The sequence below is a fragment of the Shewanella sp. KT0246 genome (assembly GCF_019654955.1).
Taxonomy (GTDB): Bacteria; Pseudomonadota; Gammaproteobacteria; order Enterobacterales; family Shewanellaceae; genus Shewanella; species Shewanella goraebulensis.
Window position 1 is genome coordinate 15729 of the sequence record NZ_BPEV01000020.1, and the last position, 26322, is coordinate 42050.

Annotated in this window: 20 protein-coding genes; 18 read left to right on the forward strand and 2 right to left on the reverse strand. The window is 42.1% G+C overall.

Annotated elements, in window-relative coordinates; translation table 11 throughout:
- The first annotated feature begins 60 nt into the window (after positions 1-60).
- The 18 genes from K5Q58_RS11485 (at position 61) to K5Q58_RS11570 (ending at position 24511) form a co-directional block, all read left to right on the forward strand.
- Positions 61-558, forward strand: a complete 498-nt coding sequence (locus K5Q58_RS11485) for a prepilin-type N-terminal cleavage/methylation domain-containing protein (RefSeq protein WP_220754072.1) — start codon at positions 61-63, stop codon at positions 556-558.
- A gap of 193 nt (positions 559-751) precedes the next feature.
- Positions 752-1249, forward strand: coding sequence for a type II secretion system protein (locus K5Q58_RS11490; RefSeq protein WP_220754073.1), 498 nt, complete (start codon positions 752-754; stop codon positions 1247-1249).
- Positions 1239-1796, forward strand: a complete 558-nt coding sequence (locus tag K5Q58_RS11495) for a prepilin-type N-terminal cleavage/methylation domain-containing protein (protein ID WP_220754074.1) — start codon at positions 1239-1241, stop codon at positions 1794-1796. The genes K5Q58_RS11490 and K5Q58_RS11495 overlap by 11 nt, the downstream gene beginning before the upstream one ends.
- Complete coding sequence (locus K5Q58_RS11500) at positions 1796-2641, forward strand: PilW family protein (RefSeq protein WP_374758501.1); 846 nt, start codon at positions 1796-1798, stop codon at positions 2639-2641. Before K5Q58_RS11495 ends, K5Q58_RS11500 begins: the two co-directional genes overlap by 1 nt.
- Positions 2631-3107 carry an MSHA biogenesis protein MshP gene (locus tag K5Q58_RS11505; RefSeq protein ID WP_220754075.1) on the forward strand — a complete coding sequence of 159 codons (477 nt, stop codon included), beginning with the start codon at positions 2631-2633 and terminating at the stop codon, positions 3105-3107. The genes K5Q58_RS11500 and K5Q58_RS11505 overlap by 11 nt, the downstream gene beginning before the upstream one ends.
- The gene (locus K5Q58_RS11510) at positions 3097-7746 is read left to right on the forward strand and encodes a DUF6701 domain-containing protein (protein WP_220754076.1); all 4650 of its coding nucleotides are present in this window, start codon (positions 3097-3099) and stop codon (positions 7744-7746) included. Before K5Q58_RS11505 ends, K5Q58_RS11510 begins: the two co-directional genes overlap by 11 nt.
- 289 nt (positions 7747-8035) lie before the next feature.
- Complete coding sequence (locus tag K5Q58_RS11515; protein WP_055022908.1) at positions 8036-9085, forward strand: rod shape-determining protein; 1050 nt, start codon at positions 8036-8038, stop codon at positions 9083-9085.
- A gap of 88 nt (positions 9086-9173) precedes the next feature.
- The gene (gene mreC, locus K5Q58_RS11520; protein WP_220754077.1) at positions 9174-10079 is read left to right on the forward strand and encodes a rod shape-determining protein MreC; all 906 of its coding nucleotides are present in this window, start codon (positions 9174-9176) and stop codon (positions 10077-10079) included.
- The gene (gene mreD, locus K5Q58_RS11525) at positions 10076-10564 is read left to right on the forward strand and encodes a rod shape-determining protein MreD (protein ID WP_220754078.1); all 489 of its coding nucleotides are present in this window, start codon (positions 10076-10078) and stop codon (positions 10562-10564) included. The genes mreC and mreD overlap by 4 nt, the downstream gene beginning before the upstream one ends.
- A gap of 2 nt (positions 10565-10566) precedes the next feature.
- Positions 10567-11160 carry a nucleoside triphosphate pyrophosphatase gene (locus tag K5Q58_RS11530; protein ID WP_220754079.1) on the forward strand — a complete coding sequence of 198 codons (594 nt, stop codon included), beginning with the start codon at positions 10567-10569 and terminating at the stop codon, positions 11158-11160.
- A gap of 100 nt (positions 11161-11260) precedes the next feature.
- Positions 11261-12751, forward strand: coding sequence for a ribonuclease G (gene rng / locus K5Q58_RS11535; RefSeq protein ID WP_220754080.1), 1491 nt, complete (start codon positions 11261-11263; stop codon positions 12749-12751).
- Entirely contained in the window at positions 12751-17223 is a 4473-nt protein-coding gene (locus tag K5Q58_RS21155) for a YhdP family protein (protein ID WP_259651325.1), read from the forward strand. The genes rng and K5Q58_RS21155 overlap by 1 nt, the downstream gene beginning before the upstream one ends.
- Positions 17147-17980, forward strand: a complete 834-nt coding sequence (locus K5Q58_RS11545; RefSeq protein ID WP_220754081.1) for a carbon-nitrogen hydrolase family protein — start codon at positions 17147-17149, stop codon at positions 17978-17980. Before K5Q58_RS21155 ends, K5Q58_RS11545 begins: the two co-directional genes overlap by 77 nt.
- Positions 17981-18095: 115 nt before the next feature.
- A complete protein-coding gene (tldD, locus tag K5Q58_RS11550; protein WP_220754082.1) occupies positions 18096-19544 on the forward strand; it encodes a metalloprotease TldD in 1449 nt (482 codons plus the stop codon).
- 136 nt (positions 19545-19680) lie between these two features.
- Positions 19681-21180 (forward strand): TolC family protein, encoded by a 1500-nt coding sequence (locus K5Q58_RS11555; protein ID WP_220754083.1) that lies wholly within the window; start codon positions 19681-19683, stop codon positions 21178-21180.
- Positions 21170-22144: an HlyD family secretion protein gene (locus K5Q58_RS11560; protein WP_220754084.1), complete on the forward strand. Its 975-nt coding sequence runs from the start codon at positions 21170-21172 to the stop codon at positions 22142-22144. Before K5Q58_RS11555 ends, K5Q58_RS11560 begins: the two co-directional genes overlap by 11 nt.
- Positions 22145-22178: 34 nt before the next feature.
- Entirely contained in the window at positions 22179-23381 is a 1203-nt protein-coding gene (locus K5Q58_RS11565) for an ABC transporter permease (RefSeq protein ID WP_220754085.1), read from the forward strand.
- Positions 23378-24511: an ABC transporter permease gene (locus K5Q58_RS11570; protein WP_220754086.1), complete on the forward strand. Its 1134-nt coding sequence runs from the start codon at positions 23378-23380 to the stop codon at positions 24509-24511. The genes K5Q58_RS11565 and K5Q58_RS11570 overlap by 4 nt, the downstream gene beginning before the upstream one ends.
- A 289-nt stretch (positions 24512-24800) precedes the next feature.
- On the opposite strand, the gene K5Q58_RS11575 is transcribed toward K5Q58_RS11570, so the two are convergent.
- Together K5Q58_RS11575 and K5Q58_RS11580 are read right to left on the reverse strand one after the other, a co-directional pair.
- A complete protein-coding gene (locus K5Q58_RS11575; RefSeq protein ID WP_220754087.1) occupies positions 24801-25301 on the reverse strand; it encodes a hypothetical protein in 501 nt (166 codons plus the stop codon).
- 124 nt (positions 25302-25425) lie between these two features.
- The gene (locus tag K5Q58_RS11580) at positions 25426-26319 is read right to left on the reverse strand and encodes a LysR family transcriptional regulator (protein WP_220754088.1); all 894 of its coding nucleotides are present in this window, start codon (positions 26317-26319) and stop codon (positions 25426-25428) included.
- Between the last annotated feature and the right edge of the window lie 3 nt (positions 26320-26322).

Below are 26322 nucleotides of genomic sequence, written 5' to 3' on the forward strand. Positions count from 1 at the left end.
AAACTCATGAGCAGCTTGCTCATGAGTTGAAGTTATTCAATATAGAACAAGGTTTTCAACATGCAAAAACAACAAGGTTTTACTTTAATCGAATTAGTGGTTGTTATTATTATTCTAGGTATTTTAGCGGTAACCGCTGCGCCTAAGTTTATTAACCTTCAAGGCGATGCTCGTGTATCGACATTACAAGGTGTAAAAGCTGCAATTCAAAGTGCCAATAGTTTAGTTTACTCAAAGTCGGCTCTTGCTGGTGTTGAAAAAGGTGATGCAGACGGTAAAGCAACTGTAGACATTGGAACAGGTACAGTTCTGAATGTAGTTTATGGTTATACCGCAGGCAGTGCTGCAGATGTTATTAATGCTGTTGATATGTCTACAGATGATTGGAGTATTACTGGAACTGGCGGTGTTGTGACTATTCAACAAGTAGGTGCGCCTGCAGGGTGTAATATTATTTATACTGAATCACAGTCAGAGGGAGCATTGCCAATATTCACTAGTGATGCTGAAGATGGTGATGGCAACTCTTTAACAATGCCAACAGCTTCTGAGTGCTAATTTATCTTAGTCTGTTTTAAAGGCCTGCTTGCAGGCCTTTTTTATTGCTTAGGGTTTAGAAAGATAGCTACAAAAATGTAACCTTAATTGATATATGCCTGATTGTATTTTTAATAAAGGATATCAAGACGTTTGTGTTATATTTTGCCATACTGTGTATAGGAAAATGTAACAAAAGGCGCTCATCATTCAGATGTTTCAAACTCGGCTTATACGGCATTGTTCAGGTTTTTCGTTAATTGAACTGGTAACTACGATTCTAATCGTAGGAATTATTGCTGTGTTTGTACTGCCTAAGCTGTTGCCTGAATCGAGTTATAGCGCTTACACCCTCAGAAATGAATTCATCAGTGAGCTTCGACAAGTTCAAATAAAAGCCTTAAATAATAGCGACCGCTGTTATCGGATTAGTGTTGTTTCTGATGGTTATCAGCTGACGACATATCGTCATAATGTTAGTAGTGCATTTACAGGTTGTATTGATAGTCAGCTAATTCGAACAGATCTAAAACAAACATTTAATGGCGGCGCTTATATTGAACTTGCAAGTAATTCCAGTACCAGCTTTAGCATGGACTTTGATAACTTAGGTCGTACTACTTTGAATTGTAGTGGTAATTGTTTTGTTGTAATAGCAGGGGAAACACTTAATATCGCTATGGAGTCTGAGGGGTATGTCCATGCTTTGTAGTTCTCAACTACCACAGTTTAAACTCAATAAATCAGCAATTAAAGCATCACAATTCGGTTTTACGTTAATCGAACTCGTTATCGGTATGCTGGTGTTAAGTATTGCGATTGTCATGCTCACCTCTATGTTACTTCCTCAAGCGGATCGTGCTGTAGAAACGTTATCTCGAGTTCGTTCTGCTGAGTTGGCTCACTCTGTAATGAATGAAATTTGGGGTAAACGCTTTGATGAAAACACTAATTCTAATGGTGGCATTCCAGCTTGTAATTCAACAGCGCCTAGTAACCCCGGAATAAATTGCTCAACGGTCTTAGGTCCAAATGGTGAAGGGCGAAACGACTTTAATGATGTTGATGATTATCATGGTCTTAATATCAACAGTAACATGCTTGATTCAACTCAAACCTATGTCGATGTGTATTTAGGTTATCAAATGCAGGTCGCCGTTGAATACCGAAACGGCCAAGCCGAAAAGTTAATCACTGTGGATGTTACTACACCTTCGGGTGAAGTTATCACTTACCAAGCGGTGAGGAGTAACTATTGATACAGCTTAAACACAGTTCGAGGCAAGTTGGATTTACCTTAGTTGAAATGGTAACCGTTATTCTAATACTGGGTATTTTAGTGGTTGGCGTAAGTAGCTTTGTTATTTTCGGCACCCGTATTTTTGTCGAATCCAGTTCAATTGATCAAGTACTTGGTCAAAGTCGATTTGCAGTGGAGCGCATGACCCGCGATATTCGTAACTCTGTGCCTAATAGTGTTCGAATTCGCACTGACAATAGTGGCAATTTTCAATGTATTGAATTACTTCCGATAGAAGCAAGCAGTAGTTATTTAACGCTACCAATTTATCCCAGTGCTTCAGCATTAACTGGCACAATTGTAGATAACAATATTAGCGTAGGTAATGGGTTATTTGCCATTGTGTACCCCTTAGCGAATGAAAGCATTACCGGTGTAAATGACGTTTACCAAGCTTCTCGAAATAAGCGTTTCGCGGTGCAATCGGCTTCTTCATCAGCAAATATCATTACACTCACTTTTGGCGGCTCTGTTCAGTTTGCAGAGCAGTCGCCTATTAAGAGGATATATTTCGCAGCACAGCCAGTGAGTTATTGCTTCGAGAGTATAGCTGGCTCAGCTGAAATTATTTTAAATCGCTATTCAAACTATGGCTATATTGTCAGTCAGCCAGTGCCATTAACTATGGGTAGTGGCGTATTAATGGCTGAAAATATTACTAATAATTTATTATTGGAACCTGCTATTAAAGTAACAGAGCAAAACTTGATGACGAATTCTATCGTACATCTGGAGCCTCGTTTTAGTGTGAATGGTGAAACATTCAAGTATCAGCATCAAGTGCAGGTGACCAATGTTCCTTAATCATCAGCCTTCTCAAAATACCCAAATGAAAGTTATGGGATTACATAAGCAACAAGGCAGCGCGCTTGTGATTGCAGTGTTTGTGTTAATTGTCATGTTTCTACTGGCTGGTACCTTGATTCGTATGCTCGAAGATGGAGATGAATCCGTCAATGTTGAAGTGTGGGGCGCAAGAGCGTTATTTAGTGCTAATAGTGCAGCGGATGCAGAATTAGCCAAGCTATTTCCGCTATCAGGTGCTGTGGGTGTATGCAGTGCCAATTCGACTTGGACACCGCCAAGTTCTGTCGGCTTTCATGGTTGCAGTGTTGCTGTAACGTGTAATGCGATAACTGTTGACGGAATAACTCAGTATCAAATCACCAGTAATGCCGTATGCGAGACCGGCGACTGTGCAGGTAATGCAGCGACAACTAGTTGTTTAAGAGTTAATCGCCAAGTGGAGGTAGAAGCTCGTGGGGATTAATTCAATACAGTCAACTATCAAACTAATAGCGTTAGGTTTGTTATTAATTACTCCATTCACTCATGTGAAAGCAGATTGGAGTAATACCTTCATTGAAGGCGTAAATAACATAAATGATCAAGGTAGTATCAACTTAAATACTTCTTTTATTTATAACGCGCCCACTAATGGACAATTACCTACTTTTAATTACGTGCAAGGGGGGAATGCATCGGCCAAGCTGTGTGTGCCTTCAAATAATAATGCTAAAGATTGTAAACCTGGAGATTTTAATGCTTCATTGCCTGTTGATAGACTAGATTTCTCTCAATGTGAATCTGATAGTACTGATGATTTTGGCCCTCCATCATGGGAAGAAAAAACCATTGAGATCCCTGAGGGTGAATATCAAAATATAATTGTTGACGGAGGCAGTGATAGGACTGTTCAGTTTACTTCGAATAATGCCGAGGGAATCTATAAAATAAAGGATTTGAGCGCTAACTCTGGAAATATTATTTTTGCTCCAGGTCAGTATTGGATTGAATCACTATTCATTAATAATGGCGTAAACGTAACGTTTCCTACAGATGGCACAGTGACTTTATTTATCAAGTCTGACTATACCCATTCTAATAAGTCATTTACTGCAGACCCTGAAAGGTTACTTATTTATACGTATGGTGATTTTACTTTAAATGGTGGAACTAGTTTAGGCGCATATGTCGTTGCTGAAGGAAATGCAACACTTGATGGATCTTCTGAACTAGTTGGTGCCGTGACGGCCAACAATATATATTTGGAAGGAAGTTCATCACTAACCTTCGACGGTCAATCCGATCAAATCTCAGTGACTCCAAACTGTGATATAGCAACACCACCAGATACTTTTCATATCCAATATGGTAAAGCGACTTCAGGCAGCGTGGTATTTGACACTGCATTCCCAGATGGGGTTACACCACTTGTTTTCTTAATGCCAACTATTGAGCAAACCAATACCAATAATGATGGACCTGCGTCAGTATTTTTAACGGGAACGCCAACAACAAATGGATTTAATTGGACACAGCAAGAGCCAGAATCACAAGGAAACCGTTATGTTCAGTCAGAAGACATGACAGAAGTGCACTGGATCGCTGTGACTGAAGGTACCCATGAACTACCTAATGGTACAGAGCTTATTGCAGGGACAGTTGAACTAGATAACGCATTAATTGGCTCGAATAGTCAGTATGTCAATGTTGCCCTGCCAAGTACGCAAAATGTAGTGCTCAATCAATTACAGACCCAAGTGAATGATTGCTGGTTTACCAGTCTTTCTCAGTTTAACAATGCAGGTATTGGTTTAGCTATGGATACCTCTGAAGTAAGGTCAAATAACACTAGGTGTCAGCCAGGTAATTTAAATAATAATGAGATCCAATCAGAAACAGTTGCTTATCTTAGTGTGGAGTCTGGCAGTGGTTCGATGGTGCTGAATAGCGAAAACCTTAATTTTCATTTTGGGGAAGCACAAACATTTACCAATGGTAATATTCAAAATTTGGCTTATCAATGTAATTATACTTCAGATCTTGAAGGGTTTACTAATCCGCCTATTTTTGTGGCTGGTAAAAATAGTCGACGTGGCGGCGATGGTGGTTGGTTAAGGCGTTGTCAATTGACGAACTCTATCGTAAGCATAGCTGTAGATGAAGATACCTATCGTGATAACGACCGAAGTCATATTTGGGAAAACTATAGTTTTATTGCACTTGAGAAAACGGAGCCGGTTTTAGAGTGTTTTAATGATGACTTTCAACGCAGTGATGTAGGTGATGATTGGGTGGTGTCAGAAAGCCGAGGTGGCTTTATACCTGCGATTGTCAATAATCGACTACGGATAACACAAGCCGCTGGAAATCAGGCGACATCGTCAACATATCAACGGCTATTCCCTGCAGCAGATAACCTAGTGGTAATTGAGTTTGATCATTACGCTTATGGTGGCAGTGGTGCTGACGGTATTGCCTTTGTGCTGTCAGATGCATCAATCACTCCTCAACCCGGTTCTTATGGTGGCCCGCTTGGATATGGTGCTCGTTCGAATGATGATGGCTTTGCTGGTGGCTGGTTAGGTTTTGGTATTGATGAATACGGTAACTTTTCCACTGAGGGAGGCCCTGGAGGACCAGGTAGAAGGCAGCAATCTGTAGCCGTTCGTGGTTCAGGTTCGGGCACTAGTGGTTATGATTATCTACGCGGCACTTGTAATAATGGTCAAGATAACCCTAATGGAGATTGTTTGACGCCTACGGTCGATAATAATGAAAATGCAAACCATCGTTACCGTATAACCGTTGATTCTCAAGTCGCTGGGCAATCAATGGTCAGTGTTGAACGTGACACTGGTTCAGGCTTTGTGACCTTGATTGCTCCTTTCGATGCAGCAGCCGAAGCTAACCAGTCAAATGTTCCGACAGATTTTTTACTTTCACTTACTGGCTCTACCGGTGGTGCGACGAACAATCATGAAATTGATAATGTTGAAATTTGTGCGCTTGACTCCAACCCAATTGGTGTTGTTATTGACCATTTTGAGTTCACCCATACTGGTGCAGCATTAACTTGTAACGCTGAGCCAATGACGTTAAAAGCTTGTGCCAATGCTGATTGTAGTCAAACAGTCCCAGATTTTGTGACTGCGACATTAAGCCCTGCCACAATTGCAGCTGGCGGTGGTTGGGTCGGCGGTAATGTGGTCAGCTTTAGCGGTGGTAGCACCAATTTAGAACTTAGAAATAATACTGCAGGATCGGTAACTGTCGATGTAACGGGCTCAACACCTGGAGCAAAACCATTCAGTACTACCTTATGTAGTGTTGCTGGAAACACGCCTACAGCGGCGCAGTGTACTTTTAACTTTGCTGACAGTGGTTTTATTTTTGATGTCCCTGATAAGTTAGCGAATAAACCCAGTGGTGTTATTTCCATTGCTGCAGTGGAAAAAGATAGTGAAACTCTCGAATGCGTTCCTCAATTTGCTGATGTCACTAAGAGTGTTGGTTTTTGGAGTGATTATGTCTCTCCAGATGAGAGTGCAGTGATATCGGGACAGAATGTATCTGTCACTGGTGCAGGGGCTGCTACCAATATCGGTACGACTCAAACAGCAAGAACACCGATTAATTTGGATTTTAACAGTAACGGTATCGCAGAAATTGAAGTGAATTATCCTGATGCTGGAGAAGTACAACTGAATGCACAATACGATGGTACAGGAGACGAAGCTGGGTTAGTGATGGTTGGCGCCGATCCTTTTGTTAGCTTTCCTGTTGGACTATGTGTAGAACCTATAGATGCTAATGCTAGCTGCTCGGCCGGCAATAGTACCTGTCCTGTTTATAAAAAAGCGGGCGAAGAATTTGAACTGATTGTTAAAGGCATGGCTTGGGAGTCGGATACTGATACTGATTATTGTGACAACCCTAGCACGCCAAACTATGCTCATGCTGGTATCACTTTAGGAAGTAACTTAGTTGCGCCTTCGGGCGGAGTAGAGGGAATGCTAGGGCTCTCGGCTTATGATCATGTCGCTGCCAGTGATAATGTTAATAACCTTACCCAGACCATCAGTGAAGTGGGTGTTTTTGAGTTTACCACGAAGGCCCCTTCGAGTTATTTAGGCTCCAGTTTTTACGATATTCCACTGGCTAGCTCAGGTAATATTGGTCGTTTTATTCCTGATAGATTCGTTATTAGTGGCGTTAGTGTTTTACCCGCTTGTGGCATTTTTAATTATATGGATCAGCCTTTTTCTATGGCGATGAATATTAGCGCTTTTAATATCGGTTCTGAAATCACTAAAAACTATCAAGATAGCTTTGCTTATGCCACGGCTTTATTGGTTGGGGAAAATGCCGATGACGGTGATGATAAGCGTAATCGAATGAGCGCATTACCTGTGTCTGCTGGTTCATGGTCTGCTGGTGTAGCCACTATCGATAGCAGCTATATGGCACGCTTAAGCCGTGCTGTTGCACCCAGCCAGGATGGACCCTTTGAAGATTTTGATATTGGGGTGATAGTTGTTGATAACGATGGTGATGCGCTTAATCCTCAGGGCTATAGCTTTGTAGCTGATCCTGATATGAATGCGGCTACAGCAGGTTCTTGTGGTTCTAATTGCGATGCGAAACAAATTTCAACCCAACGTTTTCGTCATGGGCGAGTGGTAATGGATAATACCTATGGTGCAGAGAATGATACCCTTCAAATGCCGACTCGATCTGAATATTGGAATGGTTCTGCTTGGGTGCTAAATATCGATGATAGTTGCTCTGTAGTGACGCCAGCACTTGTCAGTCAAGTGGATGATGTTGTCTTGGGGTACCAATTTGAGCCAGCATTAACGACTGGGCAAGTAATTGAGCGTACAGGGCAAACCGCTAGCTTTACAAATGGTGAATTTACCTTGTTGTGGAATGCGATTATTACAGGTTCTGCAGAGGATTATCGTGGTCAGGTTACTGCGCCATTAATTGTCCCTGATTGGCTGCAATGGTATTGGAACTGGGATAATATCTCGTCAACCACCTTATATGATCCTAGAGCGAGCGCTTATTTTGGGCGCTATCGCGGTCACGACCGAGTAATCTATTGGCGCGAGAAACGATGATCTAAGCAAAAGAATAGAATATTGTTTGAAGTTGGAATGATTCATTTATTTCAGAACGTCAAATTATGTTCATGCAGCAACTTTTTGACGGGTTTATTTAGTCAATCTATGTTGTTTTTTTATTCGATTTTTTGTTGTTTTTATGCGCTGATGATTTAAATGAGCAATTATGTAAAAAAATCGTCAAGATTAGCGATTGTTAACCCGTTCGGTCTTGTGGAAACTGAGCTGCGTTGATAAAGTTACCTGATTTTTCTTTCTTCTGACGTTACAGAATACAGGCTAGAACATGTTCAAAAAGCTGCGTGGAGTTTTTTCAAACGACCTATCGATAGATTTAGGTACGGCAAATACATTAATTTATGTTCGTGACGAAGGTATCGTGCTTAACGAACCATCAGTTGTAGCTATTCGTGGCGAACGTGGCAGCAGCGGGCAAAAATCAGTAGCTGCTGTGGGTACAGACGCCAAGCAAATGCTGGGTCGTACTCCTGGTAATATTCAAGCGATTCGCCCGATGAAAGACGGCGTTATTGCCGACTTCTATGTGACCGAAAAAATGCTACAACACTTCATTAAGCAAGTGCATAACAATAGCTTTTTCCGTCCAAGTCCACGGGTTTTAGTGTGTGTGCCAGTAGGTGCAACGCAAGTAGAACGTCGTGCGATTCGAGAATCAGCCATGGGTGCAGGTGCTCGTGAAGTTTACTTAATTGAAGAACCAATGGCTGCGGCGATTGGTGCAGGTTTACCTGTGTCAGAAGCAACCGGTTCTATGGTTGTTGATATCGGTGGTGGTACTACTGAGGTCGCGATTATTTCATTGAATGGTGTCGTGTATTCATCATCTGTGCGTATTGGTGGTGATAAGTTTGATGATGCCATCATTAACTACGTACGTCGTAACTACGGTAGCTTAATCGGTGAAGCAACAGCTGAACGTATCAAGCATACTATTGGTACAGCTTATCCTGGCGACGAAGTACTTGAAATTGAGGTCCGTGGTCGTAATCTTGCCGAAGGTGTTCCAAGAAGCTTTACGCTTAACAGTAATGAAATTCTTGAAGCCTTACAAGAGCCACTATCTGGCATTGTAAGTGCCGTGATGGTTGCGTTAGAGCAGTCTCCACCTGAGCTTGCTTCTGATATTTCTGAACGAGGCATGGTATTAACCGGTGGTGGTGCATTACTTCGTGATTTAGACCGCTTACTAATGCAAGAAACCGGTATTCCGGTTATGGTTGCAGATGATCCATTAACATGTGTTGCTCGAGGCGGCGGTAAAGCCCTTGAGATGATAGACATGCATGGTGGCGACTTATTCTCTGAAGAGAACTAAAGAGCGAAAAATGGCGGTGTAGATTCTAAAGAAATTGTTTTAATGAAATAGTTTTTAACGATTTTTAGAATGTCATCGCCTATAAATTATGAAACCCATTTTTGTTCGTGGTATATCGCAACAATTTAGATTAACACTGGCAATTTTTTTGTCGGTGGTATTGCTTATCGCTAATGATCGCCTCGATCCTATTCGTCAGTCTATTTCCTCTGTTTTAAGCCCCTTACAATATTTAGCTAATGTGCCAGGTTTATTACTGGATTGGTCCGCAGACTCTATTGCGACCCGCAACATGCTTGCTATGCAAAATAAAGAGTTGCTTCGTCAACAATTATTGATGTCAGAAAGGCTGCAACGCTTTGAACACTTACGACAAGAGAACGAACGCTTAAGAGCATTATTAGGCTCACCTGTTCATATGGATGCCCGTAAGGTTGTTGCTGAAGTCATGGAAGTCGCAAGTGATCCATTTAGGCATTATGTGGTTCTTAACCACGGTGCGAGAACTGGGGTGTTTGTCGGTCAGTCCGTTGTGGATGCACAAGGGGTGGTTGGTCAAGTTGTTGAAGTGAGTGAACTCACCAGTCGCGTACTATTGGTTACCGACCCAACTCATGGTATTCCTGTTCGTATTACTCGAAATGATGTTCGCGCTATGGCGCAAGGTACAGGCGATATAGACGAAATTGAATTACGTCATGTGGCCAAAAGTACGGATATTGTTGTTGGCGATTTATTGGTTACATCAGGTTTAGGCCAGCGCTTCCCTGAAGGCTATCCCGTTGCTCGCGTAATGAAAATCTCTCGCGATGCAGGGCAAGCTTATTCAGTCATTTCCGCCCAGCCTCTCGCTGCTCTAGATCGCATTCGCTATGTATTATTGATTTGGCCTGATGATGGAGTAGATGATTTGCCTGCCTCTAATATCACTGAAATTCCTGAAGTTGAAGGTGAGACAAGTCAAACTGAATCACAAGACGGGGTAAGCCAATGAGTGCGCATATTGCCAATGGCCGCTTTGTCGTATTAGTGACAATTTTTATAGGCATGATGTTTCAAATCATGCCGTTGCCTAAAATCGTTGAAGCTTGGCGACCTGACTGGTTGTTAATGGTAATGATTTACTGGGCGATGGCATTACCTCATCGTTATAGTATTTTAACAGCTTGGGTTTTAGGGGTGCTGTTGGATGTATTACTGGGGGCAACTTTAGGCATTCGCTCCTTAGCATTTTCGATTGTGATTTATGTGATTGTGATGCAATCACAGCGATTGCGTAACTTTACCCGTTGGCAGCAGTCGATTTTAGTGGCCATATTTGTTTGCTTTTATCACTTTATTATTTATTGGGTTGAATTTGTTGTAAACGGTGTGGCCTTTGATTGGTCAATGTTTTTACCTGCAATATCCAGTATTTTTATGTGGTGGTGGGTATTCTGGGTGCTTAGAAATATTCGCCGAAGCTATAAGGTACGTTAACTATGGGCTGGGTTCTCGCTTCTACTTCTCCAAGACGCAAAGAGTTATTTACTCAAGTGGGTTTCTCCGAAGCAAATTTCTCATTTAAGCAGGTTGCGCCTGATATTGATGAGTCGCATCAGTTAGGTGAACCAGCTGCTGATTTCGTTGTTCGTTTAGCCATAGAAAAAGCTCAAGTAGGGCTCACCTTGTGCACTGATGAAGCTAATCCTAAAGTGCTTGGTTCGGACACCATTGTAGTGTTAGGCGAGCAAATTTTAGGAAAACCCACAGATAAACAAGATGCACAAAGAATTTTATCTGATTTATCTGGTCAAACTCATCAGGTGATGACAGCAGTGGCTGTAACAAATGGCACCACAACGCTTACCAGATTGTGCCAGACACAAGTGACATTTTGTCAAATGACACTAGCAACAATTAATGCCTATATCGAAACACAAGAGCCTATGGATAAAGCTGGAGCCTATGGCATTCAGGGTTTAGGTGGCTGCTTTGTAAAATCGATAAAGGGTAGTTATTCAGCGGTAGTCGGATTGCCTCTTGTTGAGACGCGCGAATTACTACATGAAATGAATCATATTGAATTAACTTAATCTTTCGTTCGCAAGCATGTGAATTTTACTGCACTTAGTATAGAAAATATATGCGTTAGTAATACATTATCCTTGCAGCGGGGCGTTAAACAGGTGGCTTATGCAAACTAAAGCACAGCGTAAAAAAGGATCTGAATTACTGATTAACGTCACGCCAACTGAAGCAAGGGTCGCACTTGTTGAACATGGTGTGTTACAAGAAGTCCATATTGAGCGCCGCATGAAGCGCGGTCTTGTGGGTAATATTTATAAAGGCAAAATTAGCCGTGTGCTTCCGGGCATGCAAGCTGCATTTGTCGATATTGGTCTAGAAAAAGCCGCATTTTTACATGCGTCAGACATTGTGCCTCACACTGAATGTGTAGCAGATGTCGAGAAAGGCAACTTTGTTGTTCGCGATATAGCTGAACTTGTTCGCCAAGGACAAGACATTATGGTGCAAGTGGTTAAAGACCCTCTTGGCACCAAAGGCGCCCGCTTAACGACTGATATCACCTTACCATCCCGTTATCTTGTATTCATGCCTGGTTCGAGCCATGTGGGCGTATCTCAGCGTATTGAAGAAGAGTCAGAGCGAAGCCGCTTAAAAAAAATCACCGAACCTTATGTCGATGAAGATGGCGGCTTTATTATTCGCACCGCCGCTGAAGGTGTTGGGGATGATGAGCTAGCTCAAGATGCCGCATTTTTACGACGAGTATGGGCCAAAGTTAGCGAACGAAGAAAGCGTAAAGGCGCTACCCTGTTGTATCAAGATTTGGCGCTGCAAGTGCGAATTATTCGCGATTTTGTGGGTACTGAACTCGATCATATCCAAGTTGACTCTCGCCGCACGTTTGACGAAATTGAAGGCTTTGCTCAGGAATTTATGCCTGAAATTGCCGAAAAGATTGAGCACTATGCTGGTCCATCACCAATTTTTGAACTTTACGATGTTGAGAATGAAATTCAGCGTGCGTTAGGGCGTAAGGTAGAGCTTAAGTCTGGTGGTTATTTGATTATTGATCAAACTGAAGCCATGACAACTGTTGATATTAATACAGGTGCTTTTGTCGGCCATCGTAATCTAGCCGAAACTATTTTTAATACCAACTTGGAAGCGACTCAAGCCATTGCCAGACAACTTAGATTGCGCAACTTGGGCGGCATAATCATTATCGACTTTATCGATATGATGAATGAAGACCATAAAAAACGAGTTTTAGATAGTTTAACCTCCGCTTTAGCCACCGACAGAGTTAAAACCAGTGTCAGTGGTTTTTCAGGTTTAGGGTTAGTTGAAATGACCCGTAAACGCACCCGTGAAAGCCTCGAGCATGTTGTTTGTGGAGAGTGCCCTGCTTGTAATGGCACCGGCTCAATGAAAACCGTAGAGACGGTTTCATATGAGATATTTAGAGAAATTATTCGCTTAAACCGTGCTTATGCAGCTGATGAGTTTTTATTGTATTGCTCACCTGCAGTTTATAAGAGTTTAAGTACTGAAGAAGGCCATTTATTGGCAGAGTTAGAGGTTTATATCGGTAAGCAAATTCGCCTACAAAACGAAACGTTATATACCCAAAATAAGTATGATGTGGTGATGGTGTAGTGCCCAAAAGTAAAACCGTTAAAGCTTGTCGTTTTCTATTCCAAACCGTAGCCGTAGTATTAGTACTATTTGCGCTAGCGGTTAGTCTCATCCGTGGTTTGTTGCCACAACTTCCTGAAGCTCGCTACGAAGTTATTAATTACTTGCAGGAGCAATATCAAGTTGAAGTACAAATAGGCAAATTGTCTGCCGAATGGCAGGCTTTTGGACCTGCTTTAACCGTTAATAATCTGGTTATTCCACCTCAGCAAACCTTACCTGTGACCTTAATCGCCAACAAGGTACATTTTAAACTCGACTTTTGGCAAACCTTGCTAACCCTATCACCGAAAATAGAAACGGTAAAATTTGACGGTATTCATGTAGCACTTAATGTGGATGAGTTATCTAGAAAAAGTTCGCAGCCTGTCAGTAATACAAATTTAGATTGGTTATATGCATTATTGTTAGAGCAGTTAGAGTACTTTTCTATCAGTGACGGGACACTGCAGCTGTTAAGTCATCATCACGATTACAGACCGATTTTTATCAGTAATTTTATTTGGCATAACCGCCCTAGCTTGCATCAAGGTAAAGGGTTTATGCACCTTGACCCAGAAGCCTCTGCGAAAGAGTTATTGGCTTTACGAGTGGATTTAAATGGCAGTGGGTATAGCCCAGATGAGCTGGTTGGGCAAATTTATCTGTCGGCTGAATCATTAGACCTAGGAGAGTGGGCGTCAAGACAGCATGACCCATTACTTAAGCTTGACAATATTGAGTTCGAAGGTGTGGTCAATCTTAAAGCTTGGCTAGGTATTGAATATCGGACCATCAATACAGGTTTATTGATGTTTGAACCGAGCTGGCTGCAGTGGGTTAGTGCCGAAAAACAGGAAAAGTTCGCAATAAATGGCGGCGCACTGAAGTGGCAGCCCAAGGATAATGGTTGGCAAGTTACAAGCCATGATTTAGATTTCTCCACCAATGGAGAACCTTGGCCTGAACTCAATTTATCACTACAAACAAATTACAGTGATTTATCGGTAAGCATAAATGAGATAGCACCAGAAGTATTAACCCCTTTGTTACCGCTTATTCCTAAAATGGGCGAGAAGGGAGTGCAAAAGTGGCGTGCATTATCACCTAAAGGTGCCATAGGACCATTACAGCTTTTAAAAGAACCGGGTAAACCGATTTTATTAAAAACTGAAGTGACACAACTTGAGTGGCTCGCATATGACAGTATTCCAGGCACTGGCCCAATTGATTTCAATCTCTCATGGGGTAATGGCTTATTAAATGCCGAATTTCCTGCACAAGATTACTTACTCGACTTTAAAGATGGCTTTGAAGCACCTTTAGCACTTAAAGGTGACGAATTTCAGGTTCAATATAATGTTGAACAATCACGCTTAACCTTGCCAAAAGTGCATTTTTCAAATCCAGATATTGATATCGGAGCATCAATGCAATTGGATATGGCACAAGAAGCAGATTTAGCCTTAAGTGCCAATGTGGCGATTGCTGATGTAGATAATGCAGGGCGCTATTTCCCGCTGCATACTATGAGTGACAACTTAGTCAATTATTTAAATAATTCCTTGCTGGCAGGCGATATTCCGGACGCTAAAATTATATGGCATGGGCAACTCAATCAATTCCCATATCAAGATAATTCAGGGATTTTTCAAGCCGGATTTAACCTCAACGATGGTGCGTTTTTATTTCAGCCTGATTGGCCAGCTGTTGATGAGTTAAGTTTATATGCCTTATTTGAAAATGCGGCGATGGACATCATTGTTAATCAGGGTAATTTACTGGATGTTCCTGCTGATGGCGCCCATGTTTATATTCCACATATGGGTGACAAAACGACCTTAAGAGTGGAAGCAAAAGTTGGCGCCGATGCCGATGCAGCCAAAGCTGTTATTGATAATTCACCGTTAAAAAATTCAATTAGCCCTACGTTAAATGTGGTGCAAATATCTGGTGATATCGTCAGTGAGTTAGATTTGACTATTCCGCTTTATGATGGCGCTAAAGCTGACAATAAAGGTGTGATTAAATTTAATGACAACACTGTATATGTTACCACTCCAGGTTTAACTCTTGAACAAGTGACGGGTAATGTCGAGTTTAACAATGCTGAAGTGAGCGGACAGCAAATTAGTGCCAATTTGTTTGAACAACCCTTGATGTTCGATTTTGCCACAGAACCAACGAATACAGGCGATCTCGCATTAACAGTTGATTTAGATGGCGAATGGAACTTAGATACCTTGCCTGATTATATCGATAACCCATTAAGTGAATATTATTCAGGGACTATGGCTTGGGATGGTGCGGTCACAATGATTTTCGACCCTATAGGTTATCGATTGCAAGTGCAGGTTAATTCAGACTTAGTGGGCACTACGTTGTCATTGCCCGCGCCGTTTAATAAAGACGCCCAGCAAGCAAAATCACTACGTGCAGAGTTAGTAGGTGATAACAAACAATCATCGTTAAGCATTAAGTTAGACAAAGACGCTGAATTTTGGGGCGGGTTTAACGAACAAAGTGGTGACTACCTTGCTCACTACGATTTGCTGTTAGGTCGTCATTTTAAGTTGGGTGACAAGCTCGCGAAAAGTGAAGGGCATATTCAAATCGACTTACCTGAAGCCGAGCTAACGCAATGGTTACCTATTATCAGCAAGTTCACCGATAAGGTTAATTCATCTATTGATGCGCTTCCTGAGAACCCAATATCTAATGAATTAACTTCTGATAAAACTATCACAGCATTGGCTGACACGATTGTTCACACTCAATCAATTGCGCCGACAGAAATCATCCTAGCGTCAGGACAGCAAGTATCAAGTACGAATGGTTCATCAGTTAATGAGCCAGAAAATGAGAATGAAGCAAACTCGGTTGTTGATAAGACGATTGTGAATAATCAATTAGCTAGCGCCTCAAAATCAAGTGACCAATTGTCAGAAACTCAAGTAAGCGACTATGACAAGGGGTTCGTTATTGATGATGTTGCAGGACAAAATGATAGAGTGAGCTTTTTCCCGCCATTAACCCTGATTGATGCACGTATCGGCAGTTTGAATATTTTAAGCCAAAAGTTCGATAACTTAACTTTTGCAGCAAAACCATTAAAGCATGTATGGCGTTTTGATATTCAGTCAGAGCAACTTGATGGTCATATTGATTTTTATCCAAGCTGGCGCGAACAAGGGCTTAAAATTGTTGCCAGTAAATTGCATTTATCGCCAGAGGTAAAATCTCCAGAAGAGGCGGAATATACGCCGGACAACTTACTGGATAACTTACCACCGTTAGCTGTCGATGTGGATGATTTTGGGTTATATAACGCAAAACTTGGCCATCTAGTACTACAAGGTATTCCCTACGAAAATGGTTACCGCTTTCAGACCTTAACCTTAACTCGTCCAATAGTCAGTATGCAGGCTTCAGGTGATTGGACCTTTGCAGATGGTAAAAGTCTGACCAAATTTGATGTCGATATAAAGGCGAGTAAATTTGATGCGTTATCAGAAGCGCTTGGTATTAACCCAGGCCTTAAAGACGCGCCAGTGAACATGGTAGGGGAGTTTTCTTGGGAAGGCGCACCTTACGCTTTCTCACTTGACACCTTGAACGGTAAGTTAAGGTTTGATTTAGGTAAAGGTTACCTTTCAGAAGTTAGTGATAAAGGCGCACGTATATTTTCATTGTTTAGTTTAGATTCTCTGGTGAGAAAACTGTCGTTAGATTTCTCAGATGTGTTTGGTAAAGGGCTCTATTTTGACTCTTTTGGTGGCTCTTTAGATATTGATAATGGCGTTGTTAAAACAACTGATACTGAAATGGATGCGATTGCAGGCAACATGAAAGTGCGCGGGTATACTGACTTAACGACTCAAAGCTTAAACTACGATATTCGTTTTATTCCGCAATTGGCATCTAGTGTGCCGACAGTGGTATTACTGAGTACCAGTGCGTGGACACTAGGGTTAGGTGCATTTGCATTAACAAAAGTGTTGGAACCTGTCATTGAGGTTATCTCTGAAATACGCTTCCGTTTAGGCGGTACAATGACAGAGCCGCAATTAGATGAATTAGAGCGTAAAAGTAAAGAAATCGAAATCCCTGAATCAATTTTACCGCGTAAAGCTCAGCCAGCAGACGGTACAGAACCAAAGCCAGAACTAGAACCTTCAGTGAGTTCTACAATTACCGAGTCTCCTGAAGTTATAGAATCATCGAACAGTACGGGTTCACAATCTAGTGAGGAAGGTAACTCCGACGCTAATACTGAATCAAGTACCAATACCAATGTAGATACCAACAGCAATACGCTATCCTTAATTGATTATAAACGACGCATTATCGCGCAAAAGGCAAGCCAAGGAGGCAAGGATGCAAATCAGTTTACTGCAATGTCAGAGCAGCAAAGATGTAGCAGCCAATCTGGCGTTTATCGACTCGCAGCTTAAGAGTCTCCCTCGAGAGAAAGCAGAACCACAGTTAGTGGTTTTACCTGAATGCTGCTTAATGTTTGGTGGTCGTGAGCAACAGCAGTTAGCCATTGCGGGTGATGACCAAACCAGTGAGCTTAAAAATTCCTTAGCAGGTCTAGCCAAGTTGCATCAAGTTTATATGGTGGCGGGTACTATACCCATTTCAGCTGAAGATGGACGCGTCTATAGCCGCAGTTATCTATTTGATGATGCGGGTGATACCTTAGGTAGCTATGATAAGTTACACTTGTTCGATGTTGAAGTTGCTGACAGTACCAAGTCGTATAAGGAAAGTGATACTTTTTGCCCTGGCGAACGTATCACGGTGGTAAAGACCCCGTTTGGAAATATCGGCTTAGCCATTTGTTACGATATTCGGTTCCCTGATCTCTTTCGGGCTTTAAGACTTGCTGGAGCTGACGTTATAGCCTTACCATCAGCATTTACCAAAGTGACAGGTGAAGCACATTGGCAAACCTTAGTTCAGGCGCGTGCGATTGAAAGTCAGTGCTATTTGTTAGCTGCCGATCAGTGGGGGCAACATAATCAAGGTAGCCGTGAAACTTGGGGGCAAAGCATGATTGTTGACCCTTGGGGACGAATTGTTGCACAACGGCAAACGGGTTTAGGCTGGGTTCAAAGTAAAGTCGATTTATCTGAACTTGCTAAAATCAGACGACAAATTCCAGTGGCTCAACATAACCGATTCGATACACCACAGTTGCTAAGTTGAAATGACATTAGGTTAGCGCTGACAGTTATAAATACAGATTATCGACAATTACAACATTAAGCTTGTAATTGATTAGCATCATTTTAGAAGCCCAAAAGGCTTAAAGAGAGAATTAATGCCATTTCTAGCTCAAGTAGAACAAAGTTTATTACAAGATGGATTAACCTTAGATGGTCTGCAAGATTATCTAAAGGTCATCCACCAACATAATATTGATTTTTCAGACTTGTACTTTCAAGGAAGCCGTCACGAAACTTGGGCGCTTGAAGATGGCATTATCAAAGAAGGTAGCTTCCATATCGAACGCGGTGTGGGGGTAAGAGCTATCACTGGTGAAAAAACCGGTTTTGCTTACGCAGATGAAATTACTCCTGCGGCGCTGCAATCAGCTGCTGAAGCCGCCAGAGGTATAGCATTAGCTGGTCAGCAACATAAGGTTCATGCCTTCAAACGCCATCAAACTAACAGTTTATATAACAGTGCGGATCCTATTGCTGCAATGGAAGAAGCGCCAAAAATTAACTTGTTAAAACAAACTGATGCATACATACGAAGCCTTGATAGTCGCATTATTCAGGTAGTTGTTAGCCTTTCTGGCGTACATGAAGAGATTTTAGTCGCCGCTAGCGATGGCACATTGGCTGCTGATATTCGTCCTTTAGTGCGCTTTAACTGTAGCGTGATTTTAGAAGATAACGGTAAACGTGAGCGTGGTAGTGCAGGTGGCGGAGGCCGTCATGATTACAGTGTATTCCTTGCTACTGACGATGCAGGATTGCCGGTGTGTTTTGAGTTTGCCCGTGAAGCGGTTCGTCAAGCTCAGGTTAATGTGAACGCGATTGATGCCCCTGCAGGTGAAATGCCAGTGGTATTAGGTAATGGCTGGCCTGGTGTACTGCTCCATGAAGCTGTTGGTCATGGCTTAGAAGGTGACTTCAACCGTAAAGGCAGCAGTGCATTTAGCGGGAAAGTGGGTCAGCAAGTTGCTTCTAAGTTAGTAACAGTAGTAGATGATGGCACGATTGCAGATCGCCGTGGTTCACTTAGCATCGATGATGAAGGTGTACCGACTCAAAAAACGACCTTAATTGAAAACGGTATTTTGAAAGGTTACATGCAAGATAAACTGAATGCTCGCTTGATGGGTGAAACGACAACTGGTAATGGTCGTCGTGAGTCTTATGCTCATTTACCTATGCCACGTATGACCAATACGTACATGGAAGCGGGTACTTCAACACCTGAAGAGATGATTAAATCTGTTAAAAAAGGCATTTATGCACCAAACTTTGGTGGCGGCCAGGTTGATATCACTTCGGGTAAGTTTGTGTTCTCAGCATCAGAAGCATATTTAATTGAAAATGGTGAAGTGACTGAGGCCATCAAGGGAGCGACATTGATTGGTAATGGCCCTGAAGCCATGAGTCAAATTTCGATGGTGGGTAATGACTTAGCCCTAGATAAAGGTGTCGGCGTGTGTGGTAAAGATGGCCAAAGTGTCCCTGTTGGGGTTGGTCAACCGACCTTGAAACTCGATAGTTTAACGGTAGGCGGAACTGCTTAATCAAGTGCTAAAGGTGTCGTCATGGCACCTTTTTTATTAATGTGAAATAGGTAAACCACTGTTGTAGATGTGAAAAGTAAAACTAGTTATAATTCGCCATCAATAGAGTAATTGCTCTACTTAAAGGATAAGGTTAATGAGGCATTTAGCAGTTTTCAGTTCGAGTTTGTTGTGCTCAAGCTTTTGGATTACAAAAGCATATTGTTTAAGAGCTAATGACTCAACAGTTTTCAAGAAGCGTAAATGGTTGCTGTCATCCTTGCTGGCGTTATGTTCGTTCGTCCTTCCTGCTCAGGCAGAGCCCCTCGCCTTTAACAGCGCTTGGCAGCAATTATTAACTGTTAGCGATAAGCTTAAAGCTCAATCCCAAGAAGTTAGCCGCGCTGAAGCAGAAGAGCGTGCAGGCGAAGATATGAATTTACCTTCGTTAAACCTTGCTGGTAGTTATACTCGTTTAGAAAAACCAATTGAACTTGATTTACGCGACCTTAATCCATTAGCGGCAATTGACCCATCAGGCTTGCCTCCTGCATTAGGTGAAGCATTAGCAGCTATCCCAGGCTCATTATTTGTCACCCCATTTACTGAACAAGATATTTTTCGTGCTAGCTTACAAGCGATGTGGCCAATCTATACGGGGGGTAAAATTACTGCTGCCCAAGGTATTCATGCCGCACATGTTGAAGAGAAAAAGCATGAATATGCTCTGACTTCTCGTGACTTATTTACCCAGTTAGTCGACCGTTATTTTGCCGTGGCCGTTACCCAAACCTTAGTGAATACCAATCAACAATTGGTTGATTCGTTGGCTGAGCATGAGTCCCATGCGCAAAAGTTGGAACGTGAGGGGCAGATAGCCAAAGTTGAACGCTTAAATGCTCAAGTTGCATTAGAAAATGCCAAGGTAAATCTAGGCAGTTCTAAGCGTCAAAATGAAATGGCACAAATTGCGCTATCTAGAATGTTGCAACTTACCGATGTGAGTCCAACCTCCGGGTTATTCAGCCTAGCTCACTCGCCATCGCTTCCCCGTTTAAGCCAATTAACGTTAACACAGCATCCTGCGTTGAAATTGCTTGAAGCAAAGGAAGCGCAAGCCAATGGTCTTATTCAATTAGAAAAGGGGCGTTATCACCCGACGGTGTTTTTATACGGTAATTACACCTTGTATGAGGACGACAGTTTGTTCTCGCAAATAGAACCAGATTGGATGGTTGGTGTTGGGGTAAATGTTCCGTTATTTGCCCGAGATGGTCGTAGTGGCAAGGTAGAGGCTGCCCAAAGTGCATTGCTTCAAGCTAAATACACCAAAGCCCAAACTCAACAAGATTTAAGCTTATTGGTTGATCAAAGTTATCGTCAATTACAGCAAGCTGATGAAGAAGTAAAAGCGCTAAATACCTCACTTGCCCTCGCGAAAGAGAATCTACGTTTACGTGAATTAGCATTCAATCAAGGGCTATCGACATCAATTGATAGAGTGGATGCTGAGCTCAAACTGAGTGCCGTTAAAACACAGCAACTCGGGGCGCAATATCGTTATGTACAAGCTTATGCAAGATTAATGGCTATTAGTGGTCAACTAGATGAATTTATTGGTCGAACCCAATTACAGGAGCAGCAACATGCGGGCTAATCGAATTATTGCCGTAATCGCAATTATTTTTCTGCTAGGAATATTAGCCTACGGACTAAAGTTAGCGTTTGAGCCGAAACAGACCATTTTACAGGGGCAAATAGAAGCTCGTGAATATAACATCTCATCCAAGGTGCCCGGCCGAGTTGAACAAGTCATGGTTCGCCGTGGTGATAAGGTTGCGGTGGGTGATTTATTATTTGCGATTAACAGCCCTGAGTTAGATGCAAAACTGATGCAAGCTGAGGGCGGAAGAGATGCAGCCAAAGCCATGCAGCAAGAGGCGGATAATGGTGCGCGTCAACAGCAAGTCACCGCCTCAAAAGAGCAATGGTTAAAAGCTAAAGCCGCAACAGACTTAATGGAGACGACTTATCAAAGAGTAGAAAACTTATTTGATGAAGGCGTAGTGGCCAGACAAAAGCGCGACGAAGCATTCACCCAATGGAAAGCGGCGCAATACACCGAACAAGCGGCATTAGCTATGTATCAAATGGCTGATGAAGGTGCACGAGTAGAAACGAAAGCCGCAGCTGCCGGTAATGCCCGTATGGCAGAAGGTGCAGTAAAAGAAGTTAACGCTATTTTAGCCGACAGCCAAATGCGCTCGCCTAAGGTGGCCGAAGTCAGCGAAGTGTTACTACAAGCTGGCGAGTTAGCACCAAGTGGTTTCCCTGTTGTGAGCTTGATTGATATTTCAGATGCTTGGGCGGTGATGCAACTGCGTGAAGATCAATTAGCTGATTTCAAGCAAGGTCAAACCGTATCGCTGACCATTCCAGCTTTAAAGGTAACGGAAGAGTTTACCATTGCTCATATTAGTGTGATGGGCAGTTTTGCTACTTGGCGTTCTACAGAAAGCGGTCATGACTTCGATATGCGAACCTTTGAAGTAGAACTTCGTCCAAATAGACCTATTGCTGATTTAAGAGTGGGTATGTCTGTGCTGCTAAGTGCAAAATAGCATTATCAGTAAGGCGAAAGATTAAGGTGCGAAAATGCGGGTTTTACTAAAACAAGAACTTAAGCGTTTATGGAGCTCTCCTTGGCAGCTTGCCTTGGTGACTTACATACCGCTTATCAGTATTTTGTGCCTATGGTGGTTATTTAGCGCAGGCTTACCAAGGCAACTACCTGTAGCTGTGGTTGATCAAGACAATAGTCAGTTAACCCGTACGCTAATTCGTAACTTAACAGCCAACTCAGTAATCAAACCGATAGCTTATACCCAATTAGCTGATGCTGAAGCGGCGATGAAACAAGCTGAAGTTTATGCCATTGTTTTGTTTCCTTATGAATTTAAAAAGTCACTATTAACCAGTGGCACTCCAACAGTAGATATTCGTTATAACAGCCAGTTTTTATTGGTTGGTAAGTTGCTATCTAGCCAGTTACAACTGAGTTTAGGCGCAGGCTTAATGGAAGTTGCTGGATTAAAGCAACTGCTAAATGGAGTGAATAGTGCCTCGGTGGCGGTAAATTTAAGCCCTGTGACTAGCCAAACTACGGCATTGTTTAATCGCAACAACAACTATGTTGGTTTTTTAGTGCCGCCCGTGCTGATTGCGCTGCTGCAATTACTCGCTATGATGACGTTCGTTAATTCGCTTAATGATTCGTTAATCAGCAAAAATGATGCCTACCTTTTACCCGATGACTTCTGGCGTCAAGTTGGCTGCAAAGTGCTTTTCTACACGCCTATTATGGCGCTTCATGGCAGCTTTATTCTGGTGTGGTTATATGGTTATTTGAGTTTGCCGATTGCAGGCTCTATGAGCTTATTAGTGGTGGCATTGGTCATGATGCTACTGGCATTATGGACCCTAGTGATTTTAGTATTTTTATTGATGCGAGAGCCTGCTCGTAGTGTTAGTTTTTGTACTGCGTTATTTGCTCCAGCATTTGCGTTTATGGGAGTGACATTTCCGGTCAATGATATGCCGTTATTAGCTCAGTGGTGGCGCTTAATCATGCCTTCAAGCCACTATATCGATTCTCATATCAGTGTGATCAGTTATGGGGCTGGTTTCCAACAGGTACTAACGCAATTTTTATCTTACTGGTATTTTTTGATTGTCCTTGCTCTGGCGTGGGGTTTATACAGAGTCGTCTATGGTAAGCAGAGTGTGGATCAACAAGCTGACTCGCTAATTTCAGGACGAGTGAATAAAGAGCAAGCCAATAAAGAGGCGAGCTTATGAGTTGGCTACAATTATTGCTTGCTGAACTAAAGGCTATTTTAGCGGATAAAGCCATTGTGGTGACCATGTTTGGCGGAGTGCTATTTTATTCAGTCTTGTACCCATTGCCTTATTTAAATCAAGTACCCACAGAGCAAATGGTGGTCGTGGTCGATCACGATAATTCCTCATTAAGTCGGCAATTACTCAGACATGCTGACGCTAGCCCCAAAATTAATATTGTGGCGCAACTTGGCAGTATAAATGAAGCACAGCAATGGATCTCTGAATCTAAAGCTCATGGTTTGTTGGTTATACCCGAGGGCTTTAGGCGCAACTTGTTACTGGGTAAAGGCGCTACATTAAGTTACGGCGGCGATGCGAGTTACTTCCTCATATACTCTGCTATTGCAGAAGGTTTAATCAGCGCAGGCATGGATGCAGGTAAACAAATTCAAATGGTGGGTTTATTAGCACGGGGACAAAATCCTAAGCAGGCTCAGCAAAGCTTAAACTCAGTCAATATTAATAGTGTGCCAGCATTTAATCCAAGTTTAGGTTACACCCCTTATGTTGTACCGGGACTATTCTTACTTATATTGCATCAAACTTTGCTGATTGGTACAGGGATATTAGGCGCGGGACAATGGCGTAAAAAGGGCTATTGGAATCAAGTGTCACCTATCGCATTAATAGGGGCTCGACTGACTGTTTTTGGCCTTATCTATGCCTTGTTCTCTAGTTTTTATTTAGGTTATTGCTTCTATTGGTACGATGTCAGCGTTCAGGCGACATTGGGGCAAGTCAGTTTATTCATGTTGCCATTCTTATTATCCACAACAGCTTGCGGAATTGCATTGAGTAGTTTGTTCGTTAAACGAGAGCTGCCCACTCAAGTGTTATTGTTAGTGTCTATGCCAATACTCTTTGTATCGGGATTTGTGTGGCCGTTGGCCTTGATCCCAGATTTATTAGTGCAAGTCTCTCAGGTTATCCCTGCAGTGCCAGCTATTTTAGGTATGTTGGAGTTAAACCAAATGGGAGCTGATTGGGTAACTGTTCTTCCGCAGTGGCTGCAAATGTGGGCATTGTTTGCTTTGTTCATGTTACTGGCTTTCATCGGTGTAAAACGAAGGCTAGAAGCGAATTAGAGTCGAATCTGCTTATTGGCTATGCGCTGATAGTTGCAGTTTGTACCTTAATATTTATCTATCAATGCTTTAGTTATAAATCTTAATCATAAAATTTTAGCCATAAACCCTTTAGTTATAAACCTTTAGTCATAAATTTTTAGCCATAAACCTTCAACTTTAAATCTTTAGTGGCGATTTAGGGAAATAAAAAATAGACATTGACTGCTTTAGCTCAATGTCTATCGGTATCTCTAAATTATGAGTTTGCAGCGTTAATTTTCGCTGTCGCTGTTTATCCTCTTCCAAATTATAATGTTCCCGTTTCAGTGTTATTCAGTGCTGTTTCTAAGCGAATTAAATTCTGCTTATAGATTGGCTCATGGGTTGCTTTAGCTGCTTTTTTGAAGTCTTCCAATGCGCCAACATTGTCATTGGCCAGCACTTTCATCACGCCGCGATTATTGTATGCGTATGCGCGCATTTGCATTGACGGTAATTTGTCTGCGTTGACTGCCATTTTTACTGCTTCAGAGCAGACGGTTTCTGCAATTTCAAACTTTGACATTTTAGTGTAACCAACGCACAAATTGAGGTTACGAGTATAAGTGTCGATGGCTGAGTTCTTGGCGGATTTAGTTAATTCAATACCTTCAACTAAGTCGCCTGACTGAATCGCATCAACGCCAGGCATATCTTCAATTAACACCATTTTATAACTGGTTGTCTCAACTGCTGCGGCAAATACATTACCAGAACAAGCAAGTAGTAGGCTTGCAGTTATCAATGAAGCAAGTTTAGTGTTTTTCATGTTTATATTCCTTTATAGGTAGTAGCGAGTTGCTACATGGCTAATTTAGGCAAAACATATCTAACTGACAAACGAGAAAATTCGCATCGATAAGTGAGTTTTTTTCACTTATCGATGCTGAGTATTAAAAATTGAATCGGCTTAAGATCCAATTTATTAATTGTTGCACTTCTGGAGCAGCTTTATGCTTGTCCTGAGTACCGCCATGATTGAGTAGGTAATACTTATCATGGCTGTTAAGTGTTTCGGAATACAAAGCGACTAAGCTTTGATTGTCGAACCAAGCTTGGCTTATGGGTAAGGGGATTAAGGCGATACCAATGCCTTGCTCAGCTGCGCGTGCAACACTAAACATGCTGTCTAATTGAATGACCTGTTTTGGCGAAAAAGAGCTTATATTGACCGACTCCGCCCATTGTTCCCATGAGTGTGGTCTTGCCTGATGGACGATTAAAGGCAATTGGGAAAGCGCAGCTAAGCCAGCAGATTTAAGTTGTTCGTATCGCGCAGGGCTGCATGCGGGAATATATCTGAGGGGAAACAACTCATAGCAATTTTCATCATTACGACGCGAGCCTGAAAGTACGATAGAAAGATCGGTTTGACTTGTTTGAGCTGCGCGGGTTTTAACTGTGTCTAGCTTTAAGTTGATGTGTGGATACTCTGTCGACCAACCAACTAATTGTGGAACAAACAGTTCGCTGGCAAAAAATTCAGGCATAGAAATACTGACTTCAAGCTTTGTCGTTGATTGAGTGAAGTTATTAACGGTTTCTGACAGCTGCACCATGATTGGAGCCACTTGCTGATAAAATCGTTCACCAGCTTCTGTCAACAAAACTGCCCGAGTTTGACGTTTAAATAAGCTTTGTTGCAGTGTTTTTTCTAGCTGTTTTATCTGATGACTGACTGCTGAAGGAGTTAGAAATAATCTATTAGCGGTTTCTTTGAAGCTGAGGCATTCAGCCGCTACGCAAAAACAACGCAAACCTCTAAGTGAGGTATGTAAAGGTAACATGGG